Raw genomic sequence first — 22,638 nt, 5'->3', positions numbered from 1 at the left:
GCTCCCTCCGGCTCCGACACCATGGCCACGCCGTCGGACGAGGACAGCACGCCGTCCTCGACGGAAATCCCCGCGCCCCCGGCGGATTCCCCCGCGTCGGCGGCCTGACCCGCGCGACCCCACGGCGGCCGTGAGCGTCGGCCGCCGGTTCCACCCGCAATGAGTCCAGCAGCGCAACCACGGGGACGCCCCCAGCCGGAGCAGACGTCACTCCGGAACGGGCCCGTGGTCAGGACACTGGACACGCCGACGGCCGCCGACCCACGTACGGGGTGGGCGGCCGTCGGCCTTTCCCTACAGCGGCAGGATCCGCGCCACCGCCTGCACGCCCTGCGCGCAGCCGGCGCGGGCCCCGCGCTCCTAGCCCGGACGCACCTCGCACTACGCACGCACCGGACACGGCAACGGCCGCCCACCCCGCGAACGGGATAAGCGGCCGTTGTGCCGTCTGGCAGATCAACCGATCCGCGTCAGCGGATCCGGCGGCAGATCAGACAACCAGTCGATCAGACAACCAGTCGATCAGGCGATCAGGCGCTGGCCGACGGCGTGGCCTCCGGAGCCGCCGGCGGCAGCGTCCCGGACTCCAGCACCGAGGCGTCCTCCGGCACGTCCTCCTTCGGGCCCGACTTGAAGGTGAACCGCTGGTCGGACTCGACCGCGCCGGTCTCGGTGTTCTCGTCCACCGTGATCAGCTGGCCGGCCCGGATCTCGCCGAACAGGATCTTCTCCGACAGCGGGTCCTCGATGTGCCGCTGGATCGCGCGGCGCAGCGGCCGGGCGCCCAGGACCGGGTCGTAGCCGAGGGTGGCGATGAGCTCCTTGGCCTTGCGGGTCAGGACGATGCCCATGTCCTTGTCCTTCAGGCGGCCGTCCACCTTGCTCATCATCAGGTCCACGATCGCGACGATGTCGTCCTGGCTCAGCTGCGGGAACACCACCGTGTCGTCGACGCGGTTCAGGAACTCCGGCCGGAAGTGCTGCTTGAGCTCGTCGTTGACCTTGGCCTTCATCCGCTCGTACGGCGCCTTGGTGTCGCCGGAGGCGGCGAAGCCCAGGCCGAAGCCCTTGGAGATGTCCCGGGTGCCGAGGTTGGTGGTCATGATGATCACCGTGTTCTTGAAGTCCACGACCCGGCCCTGGGAGTCGGTCAGGCGGCCGTCCTCCAGGATCTGCAGCAGCGAGTTGAAGATGTCCGGGTGCGCCTTCTCGACCTCGTCGAACAGCACCACCGAGAACGGCTTGCGGCGCACCTTCTCGGTGAGCTGGCCGCCCTCCTCGTAGCCGACGTATCCGGGCGGGGAGCCGAACAGCCGCGAGACGGTGTGCTTCTCGGAGAACTCGGACATGTCCAGCTGGATCAGCGCGTCCTCGTCGCCGAACAGGAACTCCGCCAGAGCCTTGGCCAGCTCGGTCTTACCGACGCCGGACGGGCCGGCGAAGATGAACGAGCCGCCGGGGCGCTTGGGGTCCTTCAGCCCGGCACGGGTGCGCCGGATCGCCTTGGACAGGCCCTTGATCGCCTCGTTCTGGCCGATGACGCGCTTGTGCAGCTCGTCCTCCATGCGCAGCAGGCGGGAGGTCTCCTCCTCGGTGAGCTTGAAGACCGGGATGCCCGTGGCGGTGGCCAGGACCTCGGCGATCAGCTCCTCGTCGACCTCGGCCACGACGTCCAGGTCGCCCTGCTTCCACTCCTTCTCCCGGCGCGCCTTGGCGCTCTGGAGCTGCTTCTCCTGGTCGCGCAGCGCCGCGGCCTTCTCGAAGTCCTGCGCGTCGATCGCGGACTCCTTCTCCTTGCGCACGTTCGCGATCTTGTCGTCGAACTCGCGCAGGTCCGGCGGCGCGGTCATCCGGCGGATGCGCATCCGGGAGCCGGCCTCGTCGATCAGGTCGATGGCCTTGTCCGGCAGGAAGCGGTCGGAGATGTAGCGCTCGGCCAGCGTGGCCGCGGCCACCAGGGCGCCGTCGGTGATGGACACCCGGTGGTGCGCCTCGTAGCGGTCGCGCAGGCCCTTGAGGATCTCGATGGTGTGCGCCACCGAGGGCTCGGCCACCTGGATCGGCTGGAAGCGGCGCTCCAGGGCGGCGTCCTTCTCGACGTACTTGCGGTACTCGTCGAGCGTGGTGGCGCCGATGGTCTGCAGCTCGCCGCGGGCCAGCATGGGCTTCAGGATCGAGGCCGCGTCGATGGCACCCTCCGCCGCGCCCGCGCCGACCAGGGTGTGCAGCTCGTCGATGAACAGGACGATGTCGCCGCGGGTGCGGATCTCCTTGAGCACCTTCTTCAGGCGCTCCTCGAAGTCACCGCGGTAGCGCGAGCCGGCCACCAGGGCGCCGAGGTCCAGGGTGTACAGGTGCTTGTCCTTGAGCGTCTCGGGCACCTCGCCCTTGACGATCGCCTGGGCCAGGCCCTCCACGACGGCGGTCTTGCCGACGCCGGGCTCGCCGATCAGCACCGGGTTGTTCTTGGTGCGGCGGGACAGCACCTGCATGACCCGCTCGATCTCCTTCTCGCGCCCGATCACCGGGTCGAGCTTGCCCTCGCGGGCGGCCTGGGTCAGGTTCCGGCCGAACTGGTCCAGCACCAGGGAGGTGGACGGCGCGCCCTCGGCCGGTCCGCCGGCCGCCGCGGCCTCCTTGCCGCCGCCGGAGTAGCCGGACAGCAGCTGGATCACCTGCTGGCGCACCCGGTTCAGGTCCGCGCCCAGCTTGACCAGCACCTGCGCCGCGACACCCTCACCCTCGCGGATCAGGCCGAGCAGGATGTGCTCGGTCCCGATGTAGTTGTGGCCCAGCTGCAGCGCCTCGCGCAGGGACAGCTCCAGGACCTTCTTGGCCCGCGGGGTGAAGGGGATGTGGCCGGACGGGGCCTGCTGGCCCTGGCCGATGATCTCCTCCACCTGCTGGCGGACCGCTTCGAGCGAGATGCCGAGGCTCTCCAGAGCCTTGGCCGCCACACCCTCACCCTCGTGGATGAGGCCGAGGAGGATGTGCTCGGTCCCGATGTAGTTGTGGTTGAGCATCCTGGCCTCTTCTTGGGCCAAGACGACGACGCGCCGTGCGCGGTCGGTGAACCGTTCGAACATTCCTCATCGCTCCCCGGAGCGTCGCGGGCTGACGTATGGATCGAAGTACTACTGGCTGGCCAGTACCGATTTCTGGTCGAGTACCGGTTTTTGGTCCAGTACAGATCGTGCGCTTGCCCTGGTGTGTTGCTAGTTCCGTGCGGTGCCAAACCAGAAGCTCGCCTCCTGGTCGGCAGGCGGGCTCGCAACCGATGCTAGTCCCGCCATCCCTGGCAGGTGGGGTGACTTCCCCGTTGTCAACGGGGCGGTCGCACCTCCCAGGGCCTTCCGTTAGTCCAACTCGCCGCCTCTGACGTGGTGTTCCCGGTACCGGGGCTCCAGACCCGAATAGGGTGTACGCCAAGAGCGAACGGGGAGGTCGATCCACATGCCGGACGTGGTCTCCGTACCGGAAGCCGCGGGGCGCGAAGCGCTGGCCAGACTGCTGGGATACGGCCAGCCGGCGGTGGCGCCGGGACCGGTCGCGCTGTCCGCCGGCGGCCGGGTGCTGTTCTACGTCGCGGCCGGCGGTGCCGAGGACCTGCCCGAGCTGCTGGAATGGCTGGACTGGGGCGGCGTCCGGCTGGACCTGTCCGCGGTGCCCGCCGAACAGCTGACCGATCCCCCGGTCCGCTGGCTGCACCCGTCCACGGTCCCGATGCAGCGTCCGGGTGGCGCTGGCCCTGGTACTGCCGCCACTGCCACTGCCATCACTGCTGCTGCGATCGCTGCCCCTGCCGAGGACACCGACGCCGTACGGAACGGCGACAGCGCGGCGCTCCGGCCCGGGAAAGTCGGGAAAGCTGAAGACGTTGAGGGTTCCGACGATGCGCTCCGGGCCGGCAACGCGCCCCGAGCCGACGGCACGGCGCGTCGCCACTCCTACCCGACCCCGGGGTTGCCCGAAGCCCCGGAGCTGATCGCCCTGCTGGCCACCCTCGCCGCGGCCTGCCACCGGCTGGCGGTGGCCGCCGCGCGCTGAGCGGGGCCCACCCGCCGCGACGTCGGCCGGGGACGGGAGCCCGACCGCGCCGTGGCGTAATTAGTGAGCGGCGTTGTAGCGATTCATCAGGTCGGTGGGAATGCGACCGCGGTCGCTGATTTCCACGCCCTCGACGTTCCGCAGCCATTCACGGATGTGCTTCGTGTCGCGGCGCGTGGGGCCCGTGCCGTACTTCCGGCGCCCGGATGCAGCGGCGGAAGAGGCCGTCACCTGCGTCGCAGCACCGACGTACTTCTCGAGCGCCTTGCGCAATTCCTTCTCATGCGCCTCGGACAGGTCGATCTCGTAGGACTTCCCGTCGAGGCCGAACTTCACAGTGCTCGCACCCTCGGAGCCGTCGAGGTCGTCGTGGAACACCTCAATGGTGCGCTTGGCCATCGGGCGGCCCGCCTTTCTCCAGTTCTGGGATATACCTCCAGTCAGCAAAGCGCATTCCGGTGATGAAATCAAATCCCATGCCGGAGCCGCCGGACGGGTCCTACAAGATCCGCAGCATGCGCGTATTGCCCAGAGTGTTGGGTTTGACCTGCTCCAAGTCGAGGAACTCCGCGACCCCGCCGTCCGGGGACTTCGACAGTTCGGCTTCGATCTGCGGCGGGACCGGGACGCCGCTGATCTCGGAGAATCCGTGCGCGGCGAAGAAGTCCACTTCGAACGTCAGGCAGAACAGCCGGCGAACGCCGATGCGCGCGGCGGTACGGACTAGTTTGTCAAGGATTCGCGCGCCGACTCCCATACCCCGGCATTCCGGGTCCACCGCCAGCGTGCGCACTTCCGCGAGATCCAGCCAGATGACGTGCAAGGCGCCGCATCCGACCACCCGGCCGTCGCCGTCGTGTTCGGCCACCCAGAACTCCTGGATGTCCTCGAAAAGCGTGACGTCCGGCTTGTCCAGGAGGATGCCTTTGTAACGGCCCAGGAGTTCACGGATCGCCCCGACATCGTCGGTGCGGGCCCGCCGCACGGTGATATCGGCGGCGGACGGGGAGGATGTCATCCGAAAAGATCGCTTCTCACGTCGGCGGGATCGGCCCCGGCGGCGGCCAGGACGCCGAGGCAGGCCTGGACCGTGCCGGTCGAGCCGACGGCCACGCCGCCCCACCCGGACAGTGTCCCGCCGTCGGCCAGGCGCTTGACGTACTCGTCCAGATGGTGAGGCAATTCCTCGGCGGCGCCGAGGAAGACCACCGTGGCGTTGCCGTGCGCGGCGGCCAGCTCGGCCAGGTGATCGGTGAGGTAGTGCTCCTGATCAGCTCCGTCGGCGCTCTCAGGCGCCGCGGCGGCCTTCGCCGACTGCTGGGCCTTCTTGGCCGCCGCCGAGGCCGGAGCGGCCTTACCTGCGGTTTTTGCGGCCTTCTTCGCCGCTGCGGTCTTCTTGGCCGGCTTCGCGGCGTTCAGCGAGTTCCCCACCACGACGTGCACCGGCCGGTCGTCCCCGGCCGCGGCGGCGTCCTCCAGCAGCGCCGCGATGGGTGCCAGCCCGGTACCGTGCCCGACCGCGATCAGCCGCGAGGCACCGGCCGGAAAGGCCAGGTCACCGGCCGGAGCGGCGATCCGGATGCGGTCGCCGAGCTCCAGCTCGTCGTGGACGACGTTGCTCAGGCGGCCGTCCGCCGTGCGCTGGACGTGGAACTCCAGCACCGAGTGCTCCGGGTCCGCTGAGTCGGCCGAGCCGGTCGAGCCTACCGAGCCGGCCTGCGGCGCGGCGGCGAAGGAGAAGTCCCGCCAGACCCACGGCAGCCGGCCGAGCTCGATCGCGGCGTACTGTCCGGCCTGGTAGGGGTACGGGAACGCGGTACGGACCCGCAGCCGGACAACGTCCTCCCCCATCCGGTCGACCGCGACGACCTCGGCCTCCCAGTAGGCCGGCCCCTGCGCGTCGGCCTCGGCGGCGATGCCGAGCATCGCCGAGGCCACCATGGTCAGCTCGTCGACCCACGCGACCGCGGCCTCGTAGGTCCAGGCCTCGCCTATGGTGCGCTCCAGAGCGGTCATCACAGACCCGGCGAAGGCACGGTAGTGCGGCTCGCGGACCCCGTACTTGCGGTATTCCAGAGCCAGCCTGCGCAGCAGCGGCAGCAGCGCGCCGGGCCGGTCGAGGCCGGCCAGGACCCGCGTCGCAGCCTCCAGCGTCCGCTCGTCCCGCCGCGCCTCGTCCCCGGCCGCGAAGTACTTCCGGTATCGCGGGTTGGAGGTGAAGAAGTCCTCGTACAAAGAATTGGTAAAAACTTCGGGCCGGGCACTGACTGCCGCGAACCCCTGCCGGACCAAAGCCAGCGCCTGTCCGCGGCCGGCCAGCAGATCGTCGTTGAGGTTTTCGCCGTCCACAGCCAGAGCTTCCGTCACGCGCACGACATTAACAGGACGCTAAGCAGCGTCAGACCTAGTCCCCCCCACCCGTCTCCCACCACCGCCCGTTGAGGGGCCGCTGCGCGGCGCTGTATTTAATGGCTGTTCGAACCAAAGCGAGGATCATTCCGCTCGGCTTCCAGCTCACGAGCCCGCGCCTCGGCACGCTTCTGCGGGTTCTGCGACACGACGATGAGCCTGATGACGTAGATGAACGCCACCGCCACTACAAAAGACGGAACGTAAAGGCCCAGATTGCCCATCATCGTGTCGCTTCCCCCTCGGCTGAACGAGGTGTTTGTCGGTGCCGTCAGACTACCTACGCCGGCTTCACGAACGGGAACAGGATGGTCTCCCGAATCAGGCGCCCGGTGAGCGCCATCAGAATCCGGTCGATACCCGCCCCGATGCCGCCGGCCGGCGGCATGGCGTACTCCAGCGCGCGCAGGAAGTCCTCGTCCAGCTGCATCGCGTCCGGGTCGCCGCCGGCGGCCAGCAGCGACTGCTCGGTGAAGCGCTCGCGCTGGTCGACCGGGTCGATCAGCTCGGAGTAGCCGGTGCCGATCTCCGCGCCCCAGCCGACCAGGTCCCAGCGCTCGGCCAGGCGCGGGTCCTGGCGGTGCGCCCGGGTCAGCGGCGAGACGTCCTTCGGGAAGTCCCGGTAGAACGTCGGCAGCACGGTCTTGTCCTCGACCAGGTACTCGTACATCTCCAGCACGACCTGGCCGCGCGTCCAGCCCGGCGCGTAGGGGATGCCCGCAGTGTCGCAGAGCTTCTTCAGCGCGCCGATCTCGGTGTCGGCCGAGATCTCCTCGCCGAGCGCCGCGGAGATCGCGTCGTTGACCGTGACGGACTTCCAGTCGCCGCTGATGTCGAACTCCTCGACCTCGCCCTCGGCGTTCGTCCGCCGGGCCACCTGCGACCCGAAGATCGCCTCGGCGCCCTCCTGGATCACCGACTGCGTCAGCTTCTGCATGACGTCGTAGTCGCCGTAGACCTCGTAGGCCTCCAGCATGGTGAACTCGGGGCTGTGCGTGGAGTCCGCACCCTCGTTCCGGAAGTTCCGGTTGATCTCGAAGACCTTCTCCACCCCGCCGACCAGCAGCCGCTTGAGGTAGAGCTCCGGCGCGATGCGCAGGTAGAGCTTCATGTCGTAGGCGTTGATGTGCGTCTCGAAGGGCCGGGCGTTGGCGCCGCCGTGGATCGGCTGCAGCATCGGCGTCTCGACCTCGGTGTACCCGCGCGCCGCGAGGCTGGAGCGCACCGAGCGCACCAGGTCCGAGCGCGTGAACAGCATCCGCCGCGCCTCGGGGTTCACGATCAGGTCGACGTAGCGCTGCCGCACCCGCGCCTCGGGGTCGGTGAGCCCCTTGTGCTTGTCCGGCAGGGGCCGCAGGCACTTCGAGGTGATGGCCCAGCTCTCGACCATGATGGAGAGCTCACCCCGCCGCGAGGTGATGATCTCACCGGTGACCCCGACCAGGTCCCCGAGGTCGACGTCGCCCTTCCACTCCTCCAGCGACTCGGCCCCGAGCCGGTCCAGCGAGAACATCGCCTGGATCTCGAACTCGCCCTCCCGCAGCGTGGCGAAGCAGAGCTTGCCCCCGGTCCGCGACAGGACGACACGCCCGGCGATCCCGGCCCGCTGCCCGGTGGCGGTGTCCGCCTCCAGATCGCCGTACTCCGCCCGCAGCTCCCCGATGGTCGCGGTCCGCGGATACCCGACCGGATACGGGTCCACGCCGCGCTCGCGCAGTTTGTCCAGCTTCTCCCGGCGGATGCGGATCTGCTCGGGAAGGTCGGACTCGGGCTGCGCCGGAGGCGGGGTGGTTTCGGTCATGGGTCAAGGCTACTTGGCCCGGTTCACCCGGTCGCAACCGAATACCACGTGGCGGGCTGGGCATCACCGGCGGTCCTTGCGGCGGGTCTTTGCGGCCGGTCTTTGCGGCCGGTCCTTGCGGCCGGTCCTTGCGGCGGGTCTTCGCGGCCGGTCCTTGCGGCGGGTCTTCGCGGCCGGTCTTTGCGGCGGGGCAGTCGGCGTGACGGGGACAGCGGCCGAACCGTTTTCGGTCGACCGCCGTCCCGCTGTCCCGCTGTCCTGCTGTCCTGCTGTCCTGCTGTCCTGCCGTCCCGCGCGCCCTCTTGAAGAATCAGCTCCCGCTGTTCCGCTCATAGACCAACCGCAGCCCGACCAGCGTCAGCCACGGCTCGTGCACGTCCACGACCTCGGACTCGTCCAGCACCAGCGACGCCAGCCCGCCGGTGGCGACCACCGTCACGTCGTCCGGGTCCTCGGCCATCTCCTCGGCCATCCGGTGCACCACTCCGTCGACCTGCCCCGCGAACCCATAGAGGATCCCGGACTGCATGCACTCGACGGTGTTCTTCCCGATGATGCTCCGCGGCTTGGTCAGCTCGATCTTCCGCAGCTGCGCCCCGCGCATCCCCAGCGCCTCGACCGATATCTCGATCCCGGGTGCTATCGCGCCGCCGAGGAACTCGCCCTTGGCCGAGACCGCGTCGAAGGACGTCGCCGTCCCGAAGTCGACCACGATCACCGGGCCGTCGTAGAGGTAGTGCGCGGCCAGAGCGTTCATGATCCGGTCCGCGCCGACTTCCTTGGGGTTGTCGACCAGGATCGGCACGCCGGTCTTCACCCCGGGCTCCACCAACACTGTGGGGACGTCGCCATAGTGCCGCTTGCTCATGTCGCGCATCTCGTGCAGCACCGAGGGCACCGTGGAGCAGATCGACAGCCCGGTCAGGCCGCCGGGCTTGCCCGCCGTCGGGTGCTGGCTCAGCAGCCCCTGCGTCATCACCGCCAGCTCGTCGGACGTCCGGCGCGGATCCGTGGCCACCCGCCAGTGGTCGACGATCTCCTCGCCCTCGAACAGCCCGTAAACGGTCTGCGTGTTGCCGACGTCAATGGTCAGAAGCACAGAGCTACTTCCCTTCTTCGCGGAAGTCCGAGCCGATGTCCAGGATCGGCGCCGAGTGGGTCAGCGCGCCGATCGAGAGGTAGTCGACGCCGGTCTCGGCGACGGCGCGGGCCAGGTCCAGCGTCAGCCCGCCGGACGCCTCCAGCCGGGTCCGGCCGTACAGCTCGTTGCGCCCGGTGATCTGCACCGCCGCGCGCATCCGCTCCGGCGTGAAGTTGTCCAGCAGGATCAGCTCGGCGCCGGCCGCGAGCACCCCGGGCAGCTGCTCCAGCGAGTCGATCTCGACCTCGATCGGCAGCTCCGGATGGGCCCTGCGTACCGCTTCGAAGGCCTCGACGACACCGCCGGCGGCCACCACGTGGTTGTCCTTCACCAGGCCCCCGTCGGACAGCGACATCCGGAGGTTCAGCCCGCCGCCGCACCGCACCGCGTACTTCTCCAGAGCGCGCAGCCCGGGGGTGGTCTTGCGCGTGTCACGGATCTTCGCGCCGGTGCCCTCCACCGCGTCGACCCACAGACGGGTCTGCGTGGCGACCCCGGACATGTGGCACAGAAGGTTCAGCGCCGTGCGTTCCCCGGTCAGCAGGTCCCGCGTGGAGCCGGTGACGGTCAGCAGCACGGTGCCCGGCTCGACCCGGTCGCCGTCCTTCACCACCTGCTGGATCTTCGCCGTGCCCTGCGACACGAGGTCGAACACCGCGGCGGCCACCGGGACGCCCGCGGCGACGCCGGCCTGGCGCGCGGCGAAGTCCGTAGTGTCCGTTGCCTCGGCGGGCACCGTGGCCTCGGTCGTGACATCCGGACCGTCGGCCAGGTCCTCGTCCAGGGCCATCATGATCACCGAAGCCACGTACTCCGGGTCCAGCCCACCATCGATCAGCGCCTTGGCGACGTCCGGGGACAACGAGCTCATCAGGGCTTCACTCCATCCATCTCTGCACTGCGCAGCGGCTGCTTCTCAGTGACCAGCTTCCCGGTCCCGGGATCCAAACGCGTCGCCAGCCGCACCAGCCAGCGGTCCGCGCTGTCCGGGAAGTCCTCGCGCCAGTGCGACCCGCGGGTCTCGTTGCGCAAAGACGCACCCTTCACCAGCGCGCTGGCGAGCAGGTGCAGGTTCGTCGCCTCCCACGCCTCCAGGTGCGGGGCCTCGGCGGCGTGCCCGGCCAGCCGCTCCAGTTCCTCGGCGGTACGGTCCAGCGACTGCGCACTGCGCAGGACGCTCGCGCCGGCGGTCATGGTGTGCTGCACCTCGGCCATCACCGACGGCTCCAGCAGAACGTCTTCCACGTCCTCAGGAGCCTCTACAGGAACCGGCGTCTCCGTCCACGGCAGACTCTTACCGAGATCCGCACCTATGCGTTCTGCGAAGACCAGTCCTTCCAACAAAGAGTTGGACGCCAGCCGGTTCGCTCCGTGCACTCCGGTACAGGCGGCCTCTCCACACGCGTACAAGCGCGGGATGGAAGTACGTCCCCATATATCCGTCCGCACGCCTCCGGACGCGTAATGCTCCGCAGGCGCCACCGGAATCAGATCCTTGGCCGGGTCGATCCCGTGCTTGAGGCAGGACTCGCGGATGGTGGGGAACCGCGTACGCCAGTACTCGTCGGAGAACTCCGCGACACCGGTGCGCGCGTCGAGCCACATGTGCGGCTCCCCGGTCTCGGCCATACGCCGCATGATGCCCTTGGCGACCACGTCGCGCGGCGCCAGTTCGGCCAGCGGATGCTGCCCGACCATGAAGCGGACCCCGCTGCCGTCCACCAGGTGCGCGCCCTCGCCGCGGACCGCCTCGGAGATCAGCGGCTGCTGGCCGCGCGCCGCGCCGCCCAGCCACATCACCGTCGGGTGGAACTGCACGAACTCCAGGTCCGCGACCTCCGCGCCGGCGCGCAGCGCCATAGCGACGCCGTCCCCGGTAGCCACGGAAGGGTTCGTCGTCGCGTCGAAGACCTGCCCCATGCCGCCGGTGGCCAGCACCACGGCCTTGGCGTGCACCGCGCCCACGCCGTCGCGCGCGCCCTCGCCCATCACGTGCAAGGTGACGCCCGCGGCGCCGCCGTGCTCGTCCTTGAGCAGGTCCAGAACAAGCGCGTGGTCGATGACCTCGATCTCGCCGATGGTGTGCTCCAGCGCCGCGATCAGCGCGCGGGAGACCTCCTTGCCGGTGGCGTCGCCGCCGGCGTGCGCGATGCGGTCGGCCAGATGCCCGCCCTCGCGGCCGAGCGCGATGGCGCCGTCCGCGGTCTTGTCGAACTCGGCGCCGAGCGCGATCAGCCGCCGCACCGCCGCCGGACCCTCGGTCACCAGCACCCGCACGGCGTCCTCGTCGCAGACTCCCGCGCCGGCCACCAGCGTGTCCTGCAGATGCGCCTCCGGACTGTCCCCGACGCCGAGCGCCGCGGCGATGCCGCCCTGCGCCCAGCGGGTCGACCCGTCCTGCAGGCGCGCCTTCGTCACCAGCAGCACGCTGCCGGCCTGGCGCGCCGCCAGCGCCGCCGTGATGCCGGCCACGCCGGAGCCCACCACGACCGTGTCCGCGTACGCCCGCCACCCCGGTCGGGGTGCCCTCAGCCGCTGGACCATCCTCATCGCCCCTCACGTACCGGTGGTAGACCGGTACCCCGTCAGTTCGCGGTCACGTCGCCCCGGCTCAATACCTGTGAACCCGGCACCGGCTCGGCCGGATCGGCCCCGAGGGCGACGATCCGGTTCTCGGTGTCGACGTGCACCACCTTCGGCTGAAGACTACGCGCCTCCGCGTCGTCCACCTGCATGTAGGAGATCAGGATGACCAGGTCCCCGGGGTGCACCAGGCGAGCCGCGGCACCGTTGATGCCGATCACGCCGGTGCCCCGCTGCCCGGGTATGACATAGGTCTCAAGGCGCGCGCCGTTGTCGATGTCGACGATCGCGACCTGCTCGCCGGACAGCAGGTCGGCGGCGTCCATCAGGTCCTCGTCGATCGTGACCGAGCCCACGTAGTGCAGGTCGGCCTGGGTGACCGTGGCCCGGTGGATCTTGGACTTGAGCATCGTGCGGTACATCAGCGCGCTCCGGGGCTGGTGAGAATGAGGGGGAGGTTGTCGATGAGGCGGGTCGTTCCGACGCGGGCCGCCAGAGCGAGCACGGCCTCTCCAGAGAACGTCGGAGAGACTTCGGAGAAGTCCCGCGGGTCAACCAGTGCGAGGTAGTCCACATCGATCCGGCCGGCCTGCGCGGCGGGTTCCAGGACGGCGCTCGCCGCTTCCCGCACCGCGTCGGCGCCGTCTGTGGTCTTCTCCTGTCCGGCGAACAGTGCGCGCGACAGAGTGAGCGCTGTAGTGCGCTCCTCAGGGCTGAGGTAGCGGTTCCGGCTGGACTTGGCGAGGCCGTCCTCGTCGCGGACCGTGGGAACGCCGACGATCTCCACCGGCATGTTCAGGTCCAGCACCATGCGGCGCACCAGGGCGAGCTGCTGGGCATCCTTCTGCCCGAAGAACGCCATGTGCGGGTCCGTCAGGTTGAGCAGCTTGTTCACGATGGTCAGGACGCCGGTGAAGAAGCCGGGACGGAACGCGCCCTCCAGCACCTCTCCCATCGGCCCCGGGGTGACCTTCACGATCGGCTGCCCGCCGGGGTAGACCTCCTCCACGGCCGGCGCATAGACGACGTCCACTCCGGCCTCTGCGCAGAGCTTGAGGTCGTCGTCGAGAGTGCGCGGATACCGGTCGAAGTCCTCGTTCGGGCCGAACTGGAGCGGGTTCACGAAGATGGTCGCGACGACCAGGTCGCAGTCGTGGCGGGCCTTCTTCAGAAGCTCCAGGTGCCCCTCATGGAGAGCCCCCATAGTCATGGCGACTCCGCGCTTCCCATTGGCGAAGCCATCCAGAAACGGCTGCAATCCGGCGCGGGTGTGGACGAGCGCGGTCATGCGTCTGACTCCTTGTTCAGCACTCCGAGCAGGGATTCGGCTTTCTCGGCGGAGAGCATCCCGGAGGCCATGGCGCGGTCCGCGGTAAGACGTCCCAGAGCGCGGTACCCCCGGGCGGCCTGCGGATCGCGCTCGGCCAGCACCTCCAGGTGGGCCGCGACGGTCCCGGCGTCCCCGCGCACCACCGGCCCGGTCAGCGCCAGGTCGCCGGAGCGCAGCGCGTTGTCCAGCGCGGCGCCGAGCAGCGGGCCGAGCATGCGGCCCGGCTCCCGGACCCCGGCTGCGACAAGCAGGTCCTCGGCCTGGGCGACCAGGGTGACCAGGTAGTTCGAGCCGTACGCGAGGGCCGCGTGGTACAGCGGCCGCGCCGTCTCCTCGATCCACTCCGGCTCGCCGCCCATCTCCACCACCAGGGCCTCGGCGATCGGGCGGAGCGGGTCCGGGGCGGTCACCCCGAAGGAGCAGCCGGACAGCCGCGCCACGTCCACCTCGGTGCCGGTGAAGGTCATGGCCGGGTGCAGGGCCAGCGGCAGGGCGCCGGCGCGGGTTGCCGGGTCCAGGACCGTGAAGCCGAAGCGGCCGGAGGTGTGGGCCAGTATCGTGCCCGGCTTGATCGAGCCCGTCGCCACCAGGCCCTCGACCAGGCTGGGCAGCGCGTCGTCAGGGACGGTGAGCAAGGCGAGGTCGGCACCGGCCAGCACCTCCTGCGGCGGCAGCAGGGGCACACCGGGCAGGAGTTTGTCGGCGCGGCGCACCGACTGCTCGGACACGCCGGAAGCGGCGACCACGCGGTGGCCGGCACGCTGCAGGGCGGCGCCGAGGGCCGAGCCGACGCGGCCGGTACCGACCACGCCTACGGCCAGGCGGGACTCTGCGGAATCCATGGGCTCTCTATCTGTCAACGATCCAGTCCGCTGGGGGTACCAGTCGTATCAAAATGATGGCGGCCTCAGCGTATCCCGATGTGAGCTTCACGGTCATCATCGCGGTCGTTCTGCAAAGATCTGTACTTCTGCCACAATCGCCCCATGCCAGGCTCCACGGACTCCATCAGCGAGTTCACCAGGGAGTTGCTCGGCCGTGGCCACACCACGCTGCGCTCCGGGATCGAGCACTCGGTGCGGGCTTTCCGGCTGCACGGCGTGCGGCACTGGTTCAACCGCGAGCGTGACGCGTTCATACAAACGCTCAAGACCGCCCTGGCCTGCGCGGTCGCCTGGGAGATCGCCAAGCGTGTGATCTATCACGGTCATCCGCAGTTCCACGCGGTCCTGGCGCCGGTGGCCGTCCTGATCACCATGCAGGTCACCATCTACCAGACCTTCCGGCGCGGCCTCCAGCAGGTCGCGGCAGTACTGCTGGGCGTCTTCGCCGCCCTGGCGCTCGGCCGGTTCGTGGACCTGACCTGGGTCACGCTCTCGGCCCTGGTGATCGTCGCGTTGATAATCGGCCGGACCCTGCGCCTGGGGACCCAGGTCAACCAGGTCGCGACCACCTCGCTGCTGGTCTACAGCCTGGGCCGGGGCTACGGCGTCGAGCGCATCTGGGACACGCTGGTGGGCGCCGCGGTCGGCGTCGTGGCGAACGCACTGGTCGCGCCGCCGACGTACAGCGACACCGCGGCCAAGGACCTAGCCGACCTGGCTGACGATCTGGCGCAGCTCTGTAGAGACGTCTCCAAAGCGCTCAGTAGAGAGTGGTCCGCGGCAGACGCGAAGAAGTGGCTGGAGCGCTCGCGCGCGCTGCGCGGCGACAGCGCCGACGCCGAGGACATCGCCGACCAGGCCGAGGAGGCCGTCCGCTACCACCCCCGGCGCTCGGCCCTGGAACCGGAGGTCAACCGCGTCGACCAGGCGGCGATCTGCCTCAGTCACGTCTCCTCGCAACTCAACAGCCTGCTGCGGGGCCTGTCCGACCTGGCCAACGGCGCCCGGGGGCTGCCGGCCACCACCGAGGTCCCGGAGGCCCTGGCGATACTCCTGCTGGACGTCGGCCGCGCCCTGAACCGCTTCGGCCGGCTACAGATCCCGGACCGGGACAGCCGCCAGGTGCTGGAGGAACTGAAGGTCATCATCACGGCCGCCGCGGACCATCAGCTCTCGGCCATAGAGGACATGCTCCCCATAGGAGCGTTCGCCGTAGAGAAGTGGTCCGTACACGGCTCGCTGCTCGACGAGGTACGACGCATGCTCTACGAACTCGATCCGGTGGACGGACCGCACGCCCTGGCGATCCCTGCAATCCTGCCTGCGCCGGTACCCAGCTCGTCCACATAAGCGGATCGCCGCGTAGAGGTCACTACGTAGAGGCGCTACGCAGGGCTCTCCAAGAGTGGGTCGTTTATCCCGCGCACACTCCTGCGGAATCTGGGGAAGATGCGCGGTATGACTTTCCTGGACCAGAGCGACCGGACCACCCTGGCCGCCGCGCGGCTGTTCGCCGACCACGAGGACGGCACCGTCGTCGGCGAAGACGCGGGGATGCTGATGGTGGCGTCAGTGCGTCCCTTCCTGCGGTCGCTGTTCTACAGCTCCGCACGGCGGTTCGATCGCGCGGTACCGGCGGAGAAGGCGATCGCGGCGGTCCGGTCCTTCGGCGCCGAGCACGGCCAGCCGCTGAACGTATGGGCCTCGGTCGACGGCGACGCAGACCTCATAGCCGCCGCCCAGGCCGCCGGTATGAACCACGGTATCGAGCTGGAGGACATGGGGATCACCTCCGCACCGGCCGTCCCGACGCCCGGCCCGGAGGTCGAACTCGCGGAGGTCCGCGATCCGGAGGAGGCGGACGCCTTCGCCGAGGTGCACCGCGCGCTCCGCATCGAGGCGGAGCAGGACCCGAAGGCGGTGATGCACTTCGCGTCGCACGGGGTTCTGCTCGACCCGCACGTCCATGCGTTCGTCGCCTACCTTGAGCGGGAACCGGCCGCGTGCGCCTTGGCGCTCCGGCACGAGGACTCCGCAGGGCTGTACTGGGTTGCCACTAAGACATCCGCACGGAAGCGCGGACTCGGCGCTCTGGTCTCCGCCGCCGCCGTCGACGGCGCCTTTCAGGCCGGAGCGAAAAGCGCGACCCTGACCGCCACCGCTCTGGGCGTACCGGTGTATCGGCGGCTGGGCTTCGAGCGGTTCTCAGGACGCGTGCGGTACTCGTTCTAAGAAGAATGGGGCGTACTCCTTATATATGGAGTACGCCCCATTTTCGCTGTCAGAGGACTACTTGAGCTTCGTCCCCACGGAGCGCAGGTCCGTGCACGCCTCGACGACGCGCGCGGCCATGTTCGCCTCCGCCGACTTGCCGTAGGTGCGCGGGTCGTAGGTCTTCTTGTTGCCGACCTCGCCGTCGACCTTCAGGACGCCGTCGTAGTTCTTGAACATGTGGTCGGCGATCGGCCGGGTGAACGCGTACTGCGTGTCGGTGTCGATGTTCATCTTCACCACGCCGTAGTCCAGGGCCTCGCGGATCTCCTCCAGAGTGGAGCCGGAGCCGCCGTGGAAGACCAGCTCGAACGGCTTGTCGCCGTGGCCGGGGTGCTTGGCCGCGACCGCGTCCTGCAGGTCCTTCAGGATCGCCGGGCGGAGCTTGACGTTGCCCGGCTTGTAGACGCCGTGGACGTTGCCGAAGGTGGCCGCCAGCAGGTAGGCGCCCTTCTCGCCGAGGCCGATCGCGTCGACGGTCTTCAGCGCGTCCTCGGGGGTGGTGTAGAGCTTGTCGTTGATCTCGTTGGCGACACCGTCCTCCTCGCCGCCGACGACCCCGATCTCCAGCTCCATGATGATGTTCGCCGCGGCGCACTTGGCGAGCAGCTCCTGCGCGATCTGCAGGTTCTCGTCCAGCGGCACCGCGGAGCCGTCCCACATGTGGGACTGGAACAGCGGCTGCTGCCCGGCCTTCACCCGCTCGGTGGAGACCTCGATCAGCGGCCGCATGAAGCCGTCGAGCTTGTCCTTCGGACAGTGGTCGGTGTGCAGGGCCACCGTGACGTCGTAACGGGCGGCCACCACGTGGGCGAACTCCGCCAGCGCCACCGAGCCGACGACCATGTCCTTCACCGAGCCGGACAGGTACTCCGCGCCGCCGGTGGAGATCTGGAGGATGCCGTCGCTCTCGGCCTCGGCGAAGCCCCGCAGAGCGGCGTTCAGCGTCTGGGAGGAGGTCACGTTGATCGCGGGGTAGGCGAACCGGCCGGCCTTGGCCCGGTCCAGCATCTCGCGGTAGACCTCAGGGGTCGCGATAGCCATCGCTGTTGTCTCCTTGGGTGGGACGGTCGCACTCGGATTAGCGCTGCTGGGGCGCAGTTTACCGGCTGCGGTGGCGACCGCTCGAAGCGACCGAATCCTGGTCGGGCGCGGCGTAGCCGGAGGTCCCGGCGGCCTTGGCCTTCTTCGTCTTGCGCCACTCGAAGACGATCGGCAGCAGCGACAGCAGCACGATGACGAAGGTGATCGGGATGATGTACTTGTCCACCTTGTCCGCGCTGATCGCGTTGCTCGCCAGGCGGCCGAGCAGCAGCACGCCGTCGGCCCAGATGATCCCGCCGATCAGGTTCGCCATGAAGAACTTCTTGGCGGGCATCTCAAGGACGCCGGCGACCGGGTTCATGAACGTACGGACGACCGGGATGAAGCGCGCCAGCATGACGGCCTTGGTCTCGCCGTAGCGGTGGAACACCTCTTCGGCCTTGTCGACGTGCTTGCGCTTGAACAGCCGGCTGTCCGGCTTGTCGAACAGCGGGCGCCCGAAGCGCGCGCCGAGATAGTGGCCGAGTTGGGCGCCGGCCACAGCACAGATCGGCACGGCCACCAGCAACAGCGGCAGCGACAGGTGGACGGTGCTGGTCACCCCGGCGGACTGCTTGCCCGCCAGGGTCTTCAGACCGGCGATGAACAACAGCGAGTCGCCGGGCAGGACGAAACCGATCATCAGACCGGTCTCGGCGAAGATGATCGCGCAGACGCCGAGCACGGCGAAGCCGCCGAGCGCGTTGATCCAGTCCGTCGCGGAGATCGGATTGAAGGCCAGGATGTGGGCCAGAGATGGGGTCACAGGTCGAGGCTACCTTGTCATTACTACAGCGTGTGGCAGTTGGCGGGATCCAAACGGTTCCCGGCCAGGTCAGGCCGGGACACGAGCAGCGACATGAGCCGTTTCGACCAGCTCGCCCCATCGTGTCGGAGCGTCGGATCGAGCGGGATCGAGCCGGGACGACGCGGCGCCGGGGCGGAGGCCGCCCACGCCGGTCAGCTCGTCTGGTGCAGCGAGCCCACCATACCGAGCAGCGCCGAGTCGTACTGCGGGTTCGCCGACACCACGGTGGCCACCGCGAAGGTGGTCGGCGCCGCGGCACCGGGTGCGGCGTTGAGCTTCCACAGCATCGGCTGCACGCCCGGACCGGTGTCGCAGGTCACCGCCCACTCGTGGTACTCGGCCGTGGGCTGGGTGGCCACGGTCTGTCCGGGCTGGGCCGCCAGCTCGTAGGCGTCGGAGGAGCGCAGGAGCATCGAGGCCTTCACCATGTCGGTGCTGCTCCCCGACGGGGCCGCCGGGCAGACGATGTCCGAGGCGGAGGACACCGCGGTCGGCCACCAGCCGGTGTCCTTGGCCGCGGTGCTCAGCGGCCAGCTGGCCGCGGTCGCGTCGGCCTTGAGGTAGAGCGCGTCCACGCCGCACGGCAGCGCCGCCGCGGTCGTCGCGGCGCCGTTCGCGGCCGCGGGAGCCGGGTGGCTGCTCAGCGTCACACACGCGGACGTCTTCGACGTCGAGGTGAACTGCCAGCCGGCGGTCACGGTGAGGCTGAGCGTGCCGACGCTCTCCGGGGTGCCCGCGACCGACTCGCTCTGCATCGGCGTGGTCGAGCCGTTGGCGGGCGCGCTGGTGCTGGGGCTGCCTCCGCTCGTCGGGCCGGCGTTGGTGGAGCTGGAACCCGAGGGCAGCTGCGCGCCCACGAACACGCCGCCGGCCAGCGCGGCGGCGACGGTGACGGGCACCCACATCCGGCGCCACGACCACCAGGACTCGCGCCGAGCCCGCACCCCCGCCGTGTGCTCGTTCGGCGGGATGCCAGGCCTGAGCGTGGAATGCGTGACGAGTTCACTGCGTGCCTGAAGGGCGGCACGCAGCCTCGTCTCGATCTCTAGCTCATCCTGCTGTTCCACAGCCCGCACCCCAAAGTCTTGACACCTGATTAGGTTCTGGCAGGTAGACGCGCGAACCACCACGCTGGTTGCGTCCGATTCACGGTCAAGAACGCGGGCCCCTCGAGGCGCCCGTTTTTTGTTGCCCTACACGCCGAGATCTCGATCAAACATCAAGAATCTTTCTCAAACATGAAGATCCCCCAGCGTGTAGACGGTGTAGTACGGCAGGCCCTCCGCGGCGATCGCCTCGGCGGCACCGGTGGCGCGGTCCACGATCGTAGCCACTGCCACCACCTCCGCACCGGCTTCCCTCAGTGCGCGCACCGCTTCCAGCGGAGAACCGCCGGTCGTGGAGGTGTCCTCGACCGCGAGCACGCGGCGGCCGGCCACCTCCGGGCCCTCGATGCGGCGCTGCATGCCGTGCGCCTTGGCGGCCTTGCGGACCACGAAGGCGTGCAGCGCGCGGCCGCCGGCGGCCGCGGCGTGCAGCATCGCGGTGGCGACGGGGTCCGCCCCCATGGTCAGCCCGCCGACCGCGTCGAAGTCCAGGTCCGCCGTCAGCTCCAGCATCGCGGTGCCGACCAGCGGCGCCGCGGTCCCGTCCAGCGTGATCCGCCGCAGGTCCAGGTACCAGTCCGCCTTGAGTCCGGAGGACAGCGTCACCTCGCCGCGCACCACCGCCTTGGCCTGGATCTCCTTCAGGAGGGCATCTCGGGCTGGGGAGGGCTGGGCTACGACTGGTGCGTTGGGCATGTACCCAAGGGTAGCCAACCCGGCGCCGCCGCCGATCGCCTTCCTCAGCCTCTCGCCTCGGGCCGAGTACTGCGCTTAGGCTCAACAGGGTGAGTGTCGTGTCCGTGCCGTGTGTTGTCGGCTGTTTGGAGAACCGTCCGTGGCGATGATCTGTGCCGTCAGCTTCACCCGCTACGGCCGTCTGTACTACTACGCGCCGGGGCCCATCACCCCGCACGTGGGCGACAAGGTACTGGTCCCCACCTCTGCCGGGCCGGAGGTCGCGGAGTGCATCTGGGCACCGCAGTGGGTCGACACGTACGAGGACGCCGCGATCGGCGGCCTGGACGAGCTCGTCGGCTTCGCCACGCCGGACGACCTGGCGCGCGACGAGCGCAGCCGGGAGCGTCGGGCCCGGGCCCGGGTGGTCGCCAAGCGGCAGATCCGCGAGCAGGGGCTGCCGATGAAGGTGGTCGGCGTCGACTTCGTGGAGTCGGAGAAGCAGATCACGGTGTACTTCTCGGCTCCGCAGTACGTGGACTTCCGCGAACTGGTGCGAACACTCGCGCGGGAGTTGGACGCCCGCATTGAGCTTCGGCAGCTGGGCGCCCGCGACGAGGCGCGGATCCAGGGCGGGATCGGGCCGTGCGGACGGGACACGTGCTGCTCGACGTTCCTCAAGGACTTCGAGCCCGTGTCGGTGCGCATGGCGAAGGACCAGGACCTGCCGGTGAACCCGCTGAAGATCTCCGGGGCCTGCGGGCGGCTTATGTGTTGTCTCAAGTATGAGCACCCGCTCTATGTGGAGACGAAGGCTAAGGCTCCCGCGCGCGGAGAGAAGGTACTGACGCCGGAGGGGCCGGGGCGGGTCGTCGGGCTGAACGTGCCGTCGGAGACGGTGAAGGTGCGGCTCGACGAGACCGGGCGGACCTGTTCTTGCTCTCTGGCCTCGGTCTGCGGGTCCCGTCAGGACTATGAGACTTCCCGTAAGGACGGCACTATGCGTTGGGACGCGGAGTGAACGTCCAGCCCTGATCCCCCTGCTCTGATCCTGCGTACTCCTCAGGTACTCCTCCCGGCTGTGACATGGTGTGGAATCGGACGTTTCTGGATAGCTAGTCACAAACGATGACCGCGCCGCAGGAGGAGATCTGCCCGTGAATCCCAGTCCGACAGTACGGCGGGCCTTAGCGGTGGCGACCGCGGGCCTTCTCTTGACCACTGGGTGCGGCGGGAGTTCGCACGCGGCGCAGAAGCCTTCGGTGCCCGGAGGACGCGGCGCCTCGGGAAGCGCGGCGGGCGAGCACGGGGGCGCGGCGTTGTCGAACGCCGACGCAGTCCCCGCGGACCTGCAGCAGTTCTACGACCAGAAGCCGAGCTGGGCGTCCTGCACGACGGACAGCAGCGGGCCCGGCTGGACCTGCGCGAAGGTCACGGTGCCGCTGGACTACTCGGACCCGTCGAAGGGGACGACGTACATCATGGCGACCCGCAAGGCCGCCACCGGGCCGGCGGGCCAGCGGGTGGGTTCGCTGCTGCTGAACCCCGGCGGGCCGGGCGGCGCGGGGATCGCGTACGCGCAGGACCCGAGCGTGGTGACGAAGAACGTGGCAGCGCACTACGACATCGTCGGCTTCGACCCCCGCGGCGTCGGCCAGTCGGATCCGGTGCGCTGCCTGTCCGACGACACCGCGGCGATGGACGCCTTCGTCCAGGCGGACCCGATGCCCCGCACCGACGCGCAGGTGGCGCAGGTCGTGAAGGAGTCCCAGGCGATCGGCAAGGCCTGCGAGCAGAAGTCGGCCCGCATCCTGCCCTACGTCGGCACTCCCAACGCCGCCCGCGACATGGACGTCCTCCGAGCGGTCCTCGGCGACGCCAAGCTCCACTACCTGGGCAAGTCCTACGGCACCTACCTCGGAGCCGTCTACGCGGGCCTGTTCCCCCAGAACACCGGCCGGCTGGTCCTGGACGGCGCCATCGACCCCACCCTGACCGCCAAGCAGATGAACATCGCCCAGGCCCAGGGCTTCGAGAAGCTGATCCGCGAATTCGCCGCCGACTGCGTCACCCAGACCACCTGCCCCCTCGGCACCGACGCCGGCACCGCGGTGGACAAGCTCATGACCTACCTGCAGTCCCTCCAGGACCACCCGGTACCCACCCACGACGGCAGCCGCACGGTGAACTACGGCCTCGCCCTCACAGCCGTCCTCCAGGTGATGTACGTCCCCCAGTACTGGAGCGACCTCCGCGACGCGCTGAGTGCCGCCATGAACGGCGACGGCACCCGCCTCCTCCAGTGGGCGGACCTCTACAACGACCGCAACAGCGGCACCTACGACAATCAGACAGACGCCAACATCGCCATCAACTGCCTGGACCGCCCCGACCCCGACGCACAGGACGCCCCGCAGATCGAGAACAAAGAGGTCCCGGACTACAAGTCCCAAGCCCCCCTCCTCGGCGAAATGCTGGCCTGGGCCGACCTCTCCTGCGC

At 69.3% G+C, this 22,638-nt stretch carries 21 protein-coding genes; 5 read left to right on the top strand and 16 right to left on the bottom strand.

Annotated elements, in window-relative coordinates; translation table 11 throughout:
- Positions 1-530: 530 nt before the first annotated feature.
- Positions 531-3,086 (bottom strand): ATP-dependent Clp protease ATP-binding subunit, encoded by a 2,556-nt coding sequence (locus tag GWK61_RS36605; RefSeq protein ID WP_194916283.1) that lies wholly within the window; start codon positions 3,084-3,086, stop codon positions 531-533.
- Between the two features lie 367 nt (positions 3,087-3,453).
- On the opposite strand from GWK61_RS36605, the gene GWK61_RS36600 reads away from it, so the two are divergent.
- Entirely contained in the window at positions 3,454-4,047 is a 594-nt protein-coding gene (locus GWK61_RS36600; RefSeq protein WP_194916282.1) for a hypothetical protein, read from the top strand.
- Positions 4,048-4,107: 60 nt separating this feature from the next.
- Here GWK61_RS36600 and GWK61_RS36595 read toward each other — a convergent pair whose 3' ends face one another.
- The 11 genes from GWK61_RS36595 to GWK61_RS36545 form a co-directional block, all read right to left on the bottom strand.
- The gene (locus GWK61_RS36595) at positions 4,108-4,446 is read right to left on the bottom strand and encodes a histone-like nucleoid-structuring protein Lsr2 (protein ID WP_194916281.1); all 339 of its coding nucleotides are present in this window, start codon (positions 4,444-4,446) and stop codon (positions 4,108-4,110) included.
- Between the two features lie 100 nt (positions 4,447-4,546).
- Positions 4,547-5,065: an amino-acid N-acetyltransferase gene (locus tag GWK61_RS36590; RefSeq protein ID WP_194916280.1), complete on the bottom strand. Its 519-nt coding sequence runs from the start codon at positions 5,063-5,065 to the stop codon at positions 4,547-4,549.
- On the bottom strand, positions 5,062-6,414 hold the full coding sequence (locus GWK61_RS36585; RefSeq protein ID WP_194916279.1) for a globin domain-containing protein: 1,353 nt from the start codon (positions 6,412-6,414) through the stop codon (positions 5,062-5,064). The genes GWK61_RS36590 and GWK61_RS36585 overlap by 4 nt, the downstream gene beginning before the upstream one ends.
- A 98-nt stretch (positions 6,415-6,512) precedes the next feature.
- A complete protein-coding gene (locus tag GWK61_RS36580) occupies positions 6,513-6,683 on the bottom strand; it encodes a hypothetical protein (protein ID WP_194916278.1) in 171 nt (56 codons plus the stop codon).
- A gap of 53 nt (positions 6,684-6,736) precedes the next feature.
- Complete coding sequence (gene lysX / locus GWK61_RS36575) at positions 6,737-8,257, bottom strand: bifunctional lysylphosphatidylglycerol synthetase/lysine--tRNA ligase LysX (protein WP_194916277.1); 1,521 nt, start codon at positions 8,255-8,257, stop codon at positions 6,737-6,739.
- 310 nt (positions 8,258-8,567) lie between these two features.
- Entirely contained in the window at positions 8,568-9,356 is a 789-nt protein-coding gene (locus GWK61_RS36570; RefSeq protein WP_194916276.1) for a type III pantothenate kinase, read from the bottom strand.
- Between the two features lie 4 nt (positions 9,357-9,360).
- Positions 9,361-10,269, bottom strand: a complete 909-nt coding sequence (gene nadC / locus GWK61_RS36565) for a carboxylating nicotinate-nucleotide diphosphorylase (protein ID WP_194916275.1) — start codon at positions 10,267-10,269, stop codon at positions 9,361-9,363.
- Entirely contained in the window at positions 10,269-11,942 is a 1,674-nt protein-coding gene (locus GWK61_RS36560) for an L-aspartate oxidase (RefSeq protein WP_194916286.1), read from the bottom strand. The genes nadC and GWK61_RS36560 overlap by 1 nt, the downstream gene beginning before the upstream one ends.
- A gap of 41 nt (positions 11,943-11,983) precedes the next feature.
- Entirely contained in the window at positions 11,984-12,403 is a 420-nt protein-coding gene (gene panD, locus GWK61_RS36555) for an aspartate 1-decarboxylase (RefSeq protein ID WP_194916274.1), read from the bottom strand.
- Positions 12,403-13,269: a pantoate--beta-alanine ligase gene (panC, locus tag GWK61_RS36550; RefSeq protein WP_194916273.1), complete on the bottom strand. Its 867-nt coding sequence runs from the start codon at positions 13,267-13,269 to the stop codon at positions 12,403-12,405. Before panC ends, panD begins: the two co-directional genes overlap by 1 nt.
- Positions 13,266-14,153 (bottom strand): Rossmann-like and DUF2520 domain-containing protein, encoded by an 888-nt coding sequence (locus GWK61_RS36545; protein WP_194916272.1) that lies wholly within the window; start codon positions 14,151-14,153, stop codon positions 13,266-13,268. The genes panC and GWK61_RS36545 overlap by 4 nt, the downstream gene beginning before the upstream one ends.
- 144 nt (positions 14,154-14,297) lie before the next feature.
- Between GWK61_RS36545 and GWK61_RS36540 the strand changes: the two genes are divergently transcribed.
- Both GWK61_RS36540 and GWK61_RS36535 read left to right on the top strand, forming a co-directional pair.
- A complete protein-coding gene (locus GWK61_RS36540; RefSeq protein ID WP_194916271.1) occupies positions 14,298-15,545 on the top strand; it encodes an FUSC family protein in 1,248 nt (415 codons plus the stop codon).
- Between the two features lie 108 nt (positions 15,546-15,653).
- Positions 15,654-16,427 (top strand): GNAT family N-acetyltransferase, encoded by a 774-nt coding sequence (locus tag GWK61_RS36535; protein WP_194916270.1) that lies wholly within the window; start codon positions 15,654-15,656, stop codon positions 16,425-16,427.
- A gap of 57 nt (positions 16,428-16,484) precedes the next feature.
- Here the strand turns inward: GWK61_RS36535 and fbaA are convergent, their stop codons facing one another.
- The 4 genes from fbaA to pyrE form a co-directional block, all read right to left on the bottom strand.
- Positions 16,485-17,510, bottom strand: a complete 1,026-nt coding sequence (fbaA, locus tag GWK61_RS36530; protein ID WP_194916269.1) for a class II fructose-bisphosphate aldolase — start codon at positions 17,508-17,510, stop codon at positions 16,485-16,487.
- 58 nt (positions 17,511-17,568) lie between these two features.
- On the bottom strand, positions 17,569-18,315 hold the full coding sequence (locus tag GWK61_RS36525) for a DedA family protein (RefSeq protein WP_323747918.1): 747 nt from the start codon (positions 18,313-18,315) through the stop codon (positions 17,569-17,571).
- Between the two features lie 194 nt (positions 18,316-18,509).
- The gene (locus GWK61_RS36520) at positions 18,510-19,424 is read right to left on the bottom strand and encodes a hypothetical protein (protein ID WP_194916268.1); all 915 of its coding nucleotides are present in this window, start codon (positions 19,422-19,424) and stop codon (positions 18,510-18,512) included.
- A gap of 165 nt (positions 19,425-19,589) precedes the next feature.
- On the bottom strand, positions 19,590-20,159 hold the full coding sequence (gene pyrE / locus GWK61_RS36515) for an orotate phosphoribosyltransferase (protein WP_194916267.1): 570 nt from the start codon (positions 20,157-20,159) through the stop codon (positions 19,590-19,592).
- Between the two features lie 145 nt (positions 20,160-20,304).
- Between pyrE and GWK61_RS36510 the strand changes: the two genes are divergently transcribed.
- Both GWK61_RS36510 and GWK61_RS36505 read left to right on the top strand, forming a co-directional pair.
- Positions 20,305-21,159: a PSP1 domain-containing protein gene (locus GWK61_RS36510; RefSeq protein WP_194916284.1), complete on the top strand. Its 855-nt coding sequence runs from the start codon at positions 20,305-20,307 to the stop codon at positions 21,157-21,159.
- 241 nt (positions 21,160-21,400) lie between these two features.
- The coding region (locus tag GWK61_RS36505; protein WP_194916266.1) for an alpha/beta fold hydrolase at positions 21,401-22,638 on the top strand (1,238 nt) is incomplete at its 3' end.

Origin of the sequence: Catenulispora rubra, from assembly GCF_015356825.1 — a bacterium.
Taxonomy (GTDB): Bacteria; Actinomycetota; Actinomycetes; order Streptomycetales; family Catenulisporaceae; genus Catenulispora; species Catenulispora rubra.
This window is presented reverse-complemented; position numbering and strand designations above follow the sequence as displayed.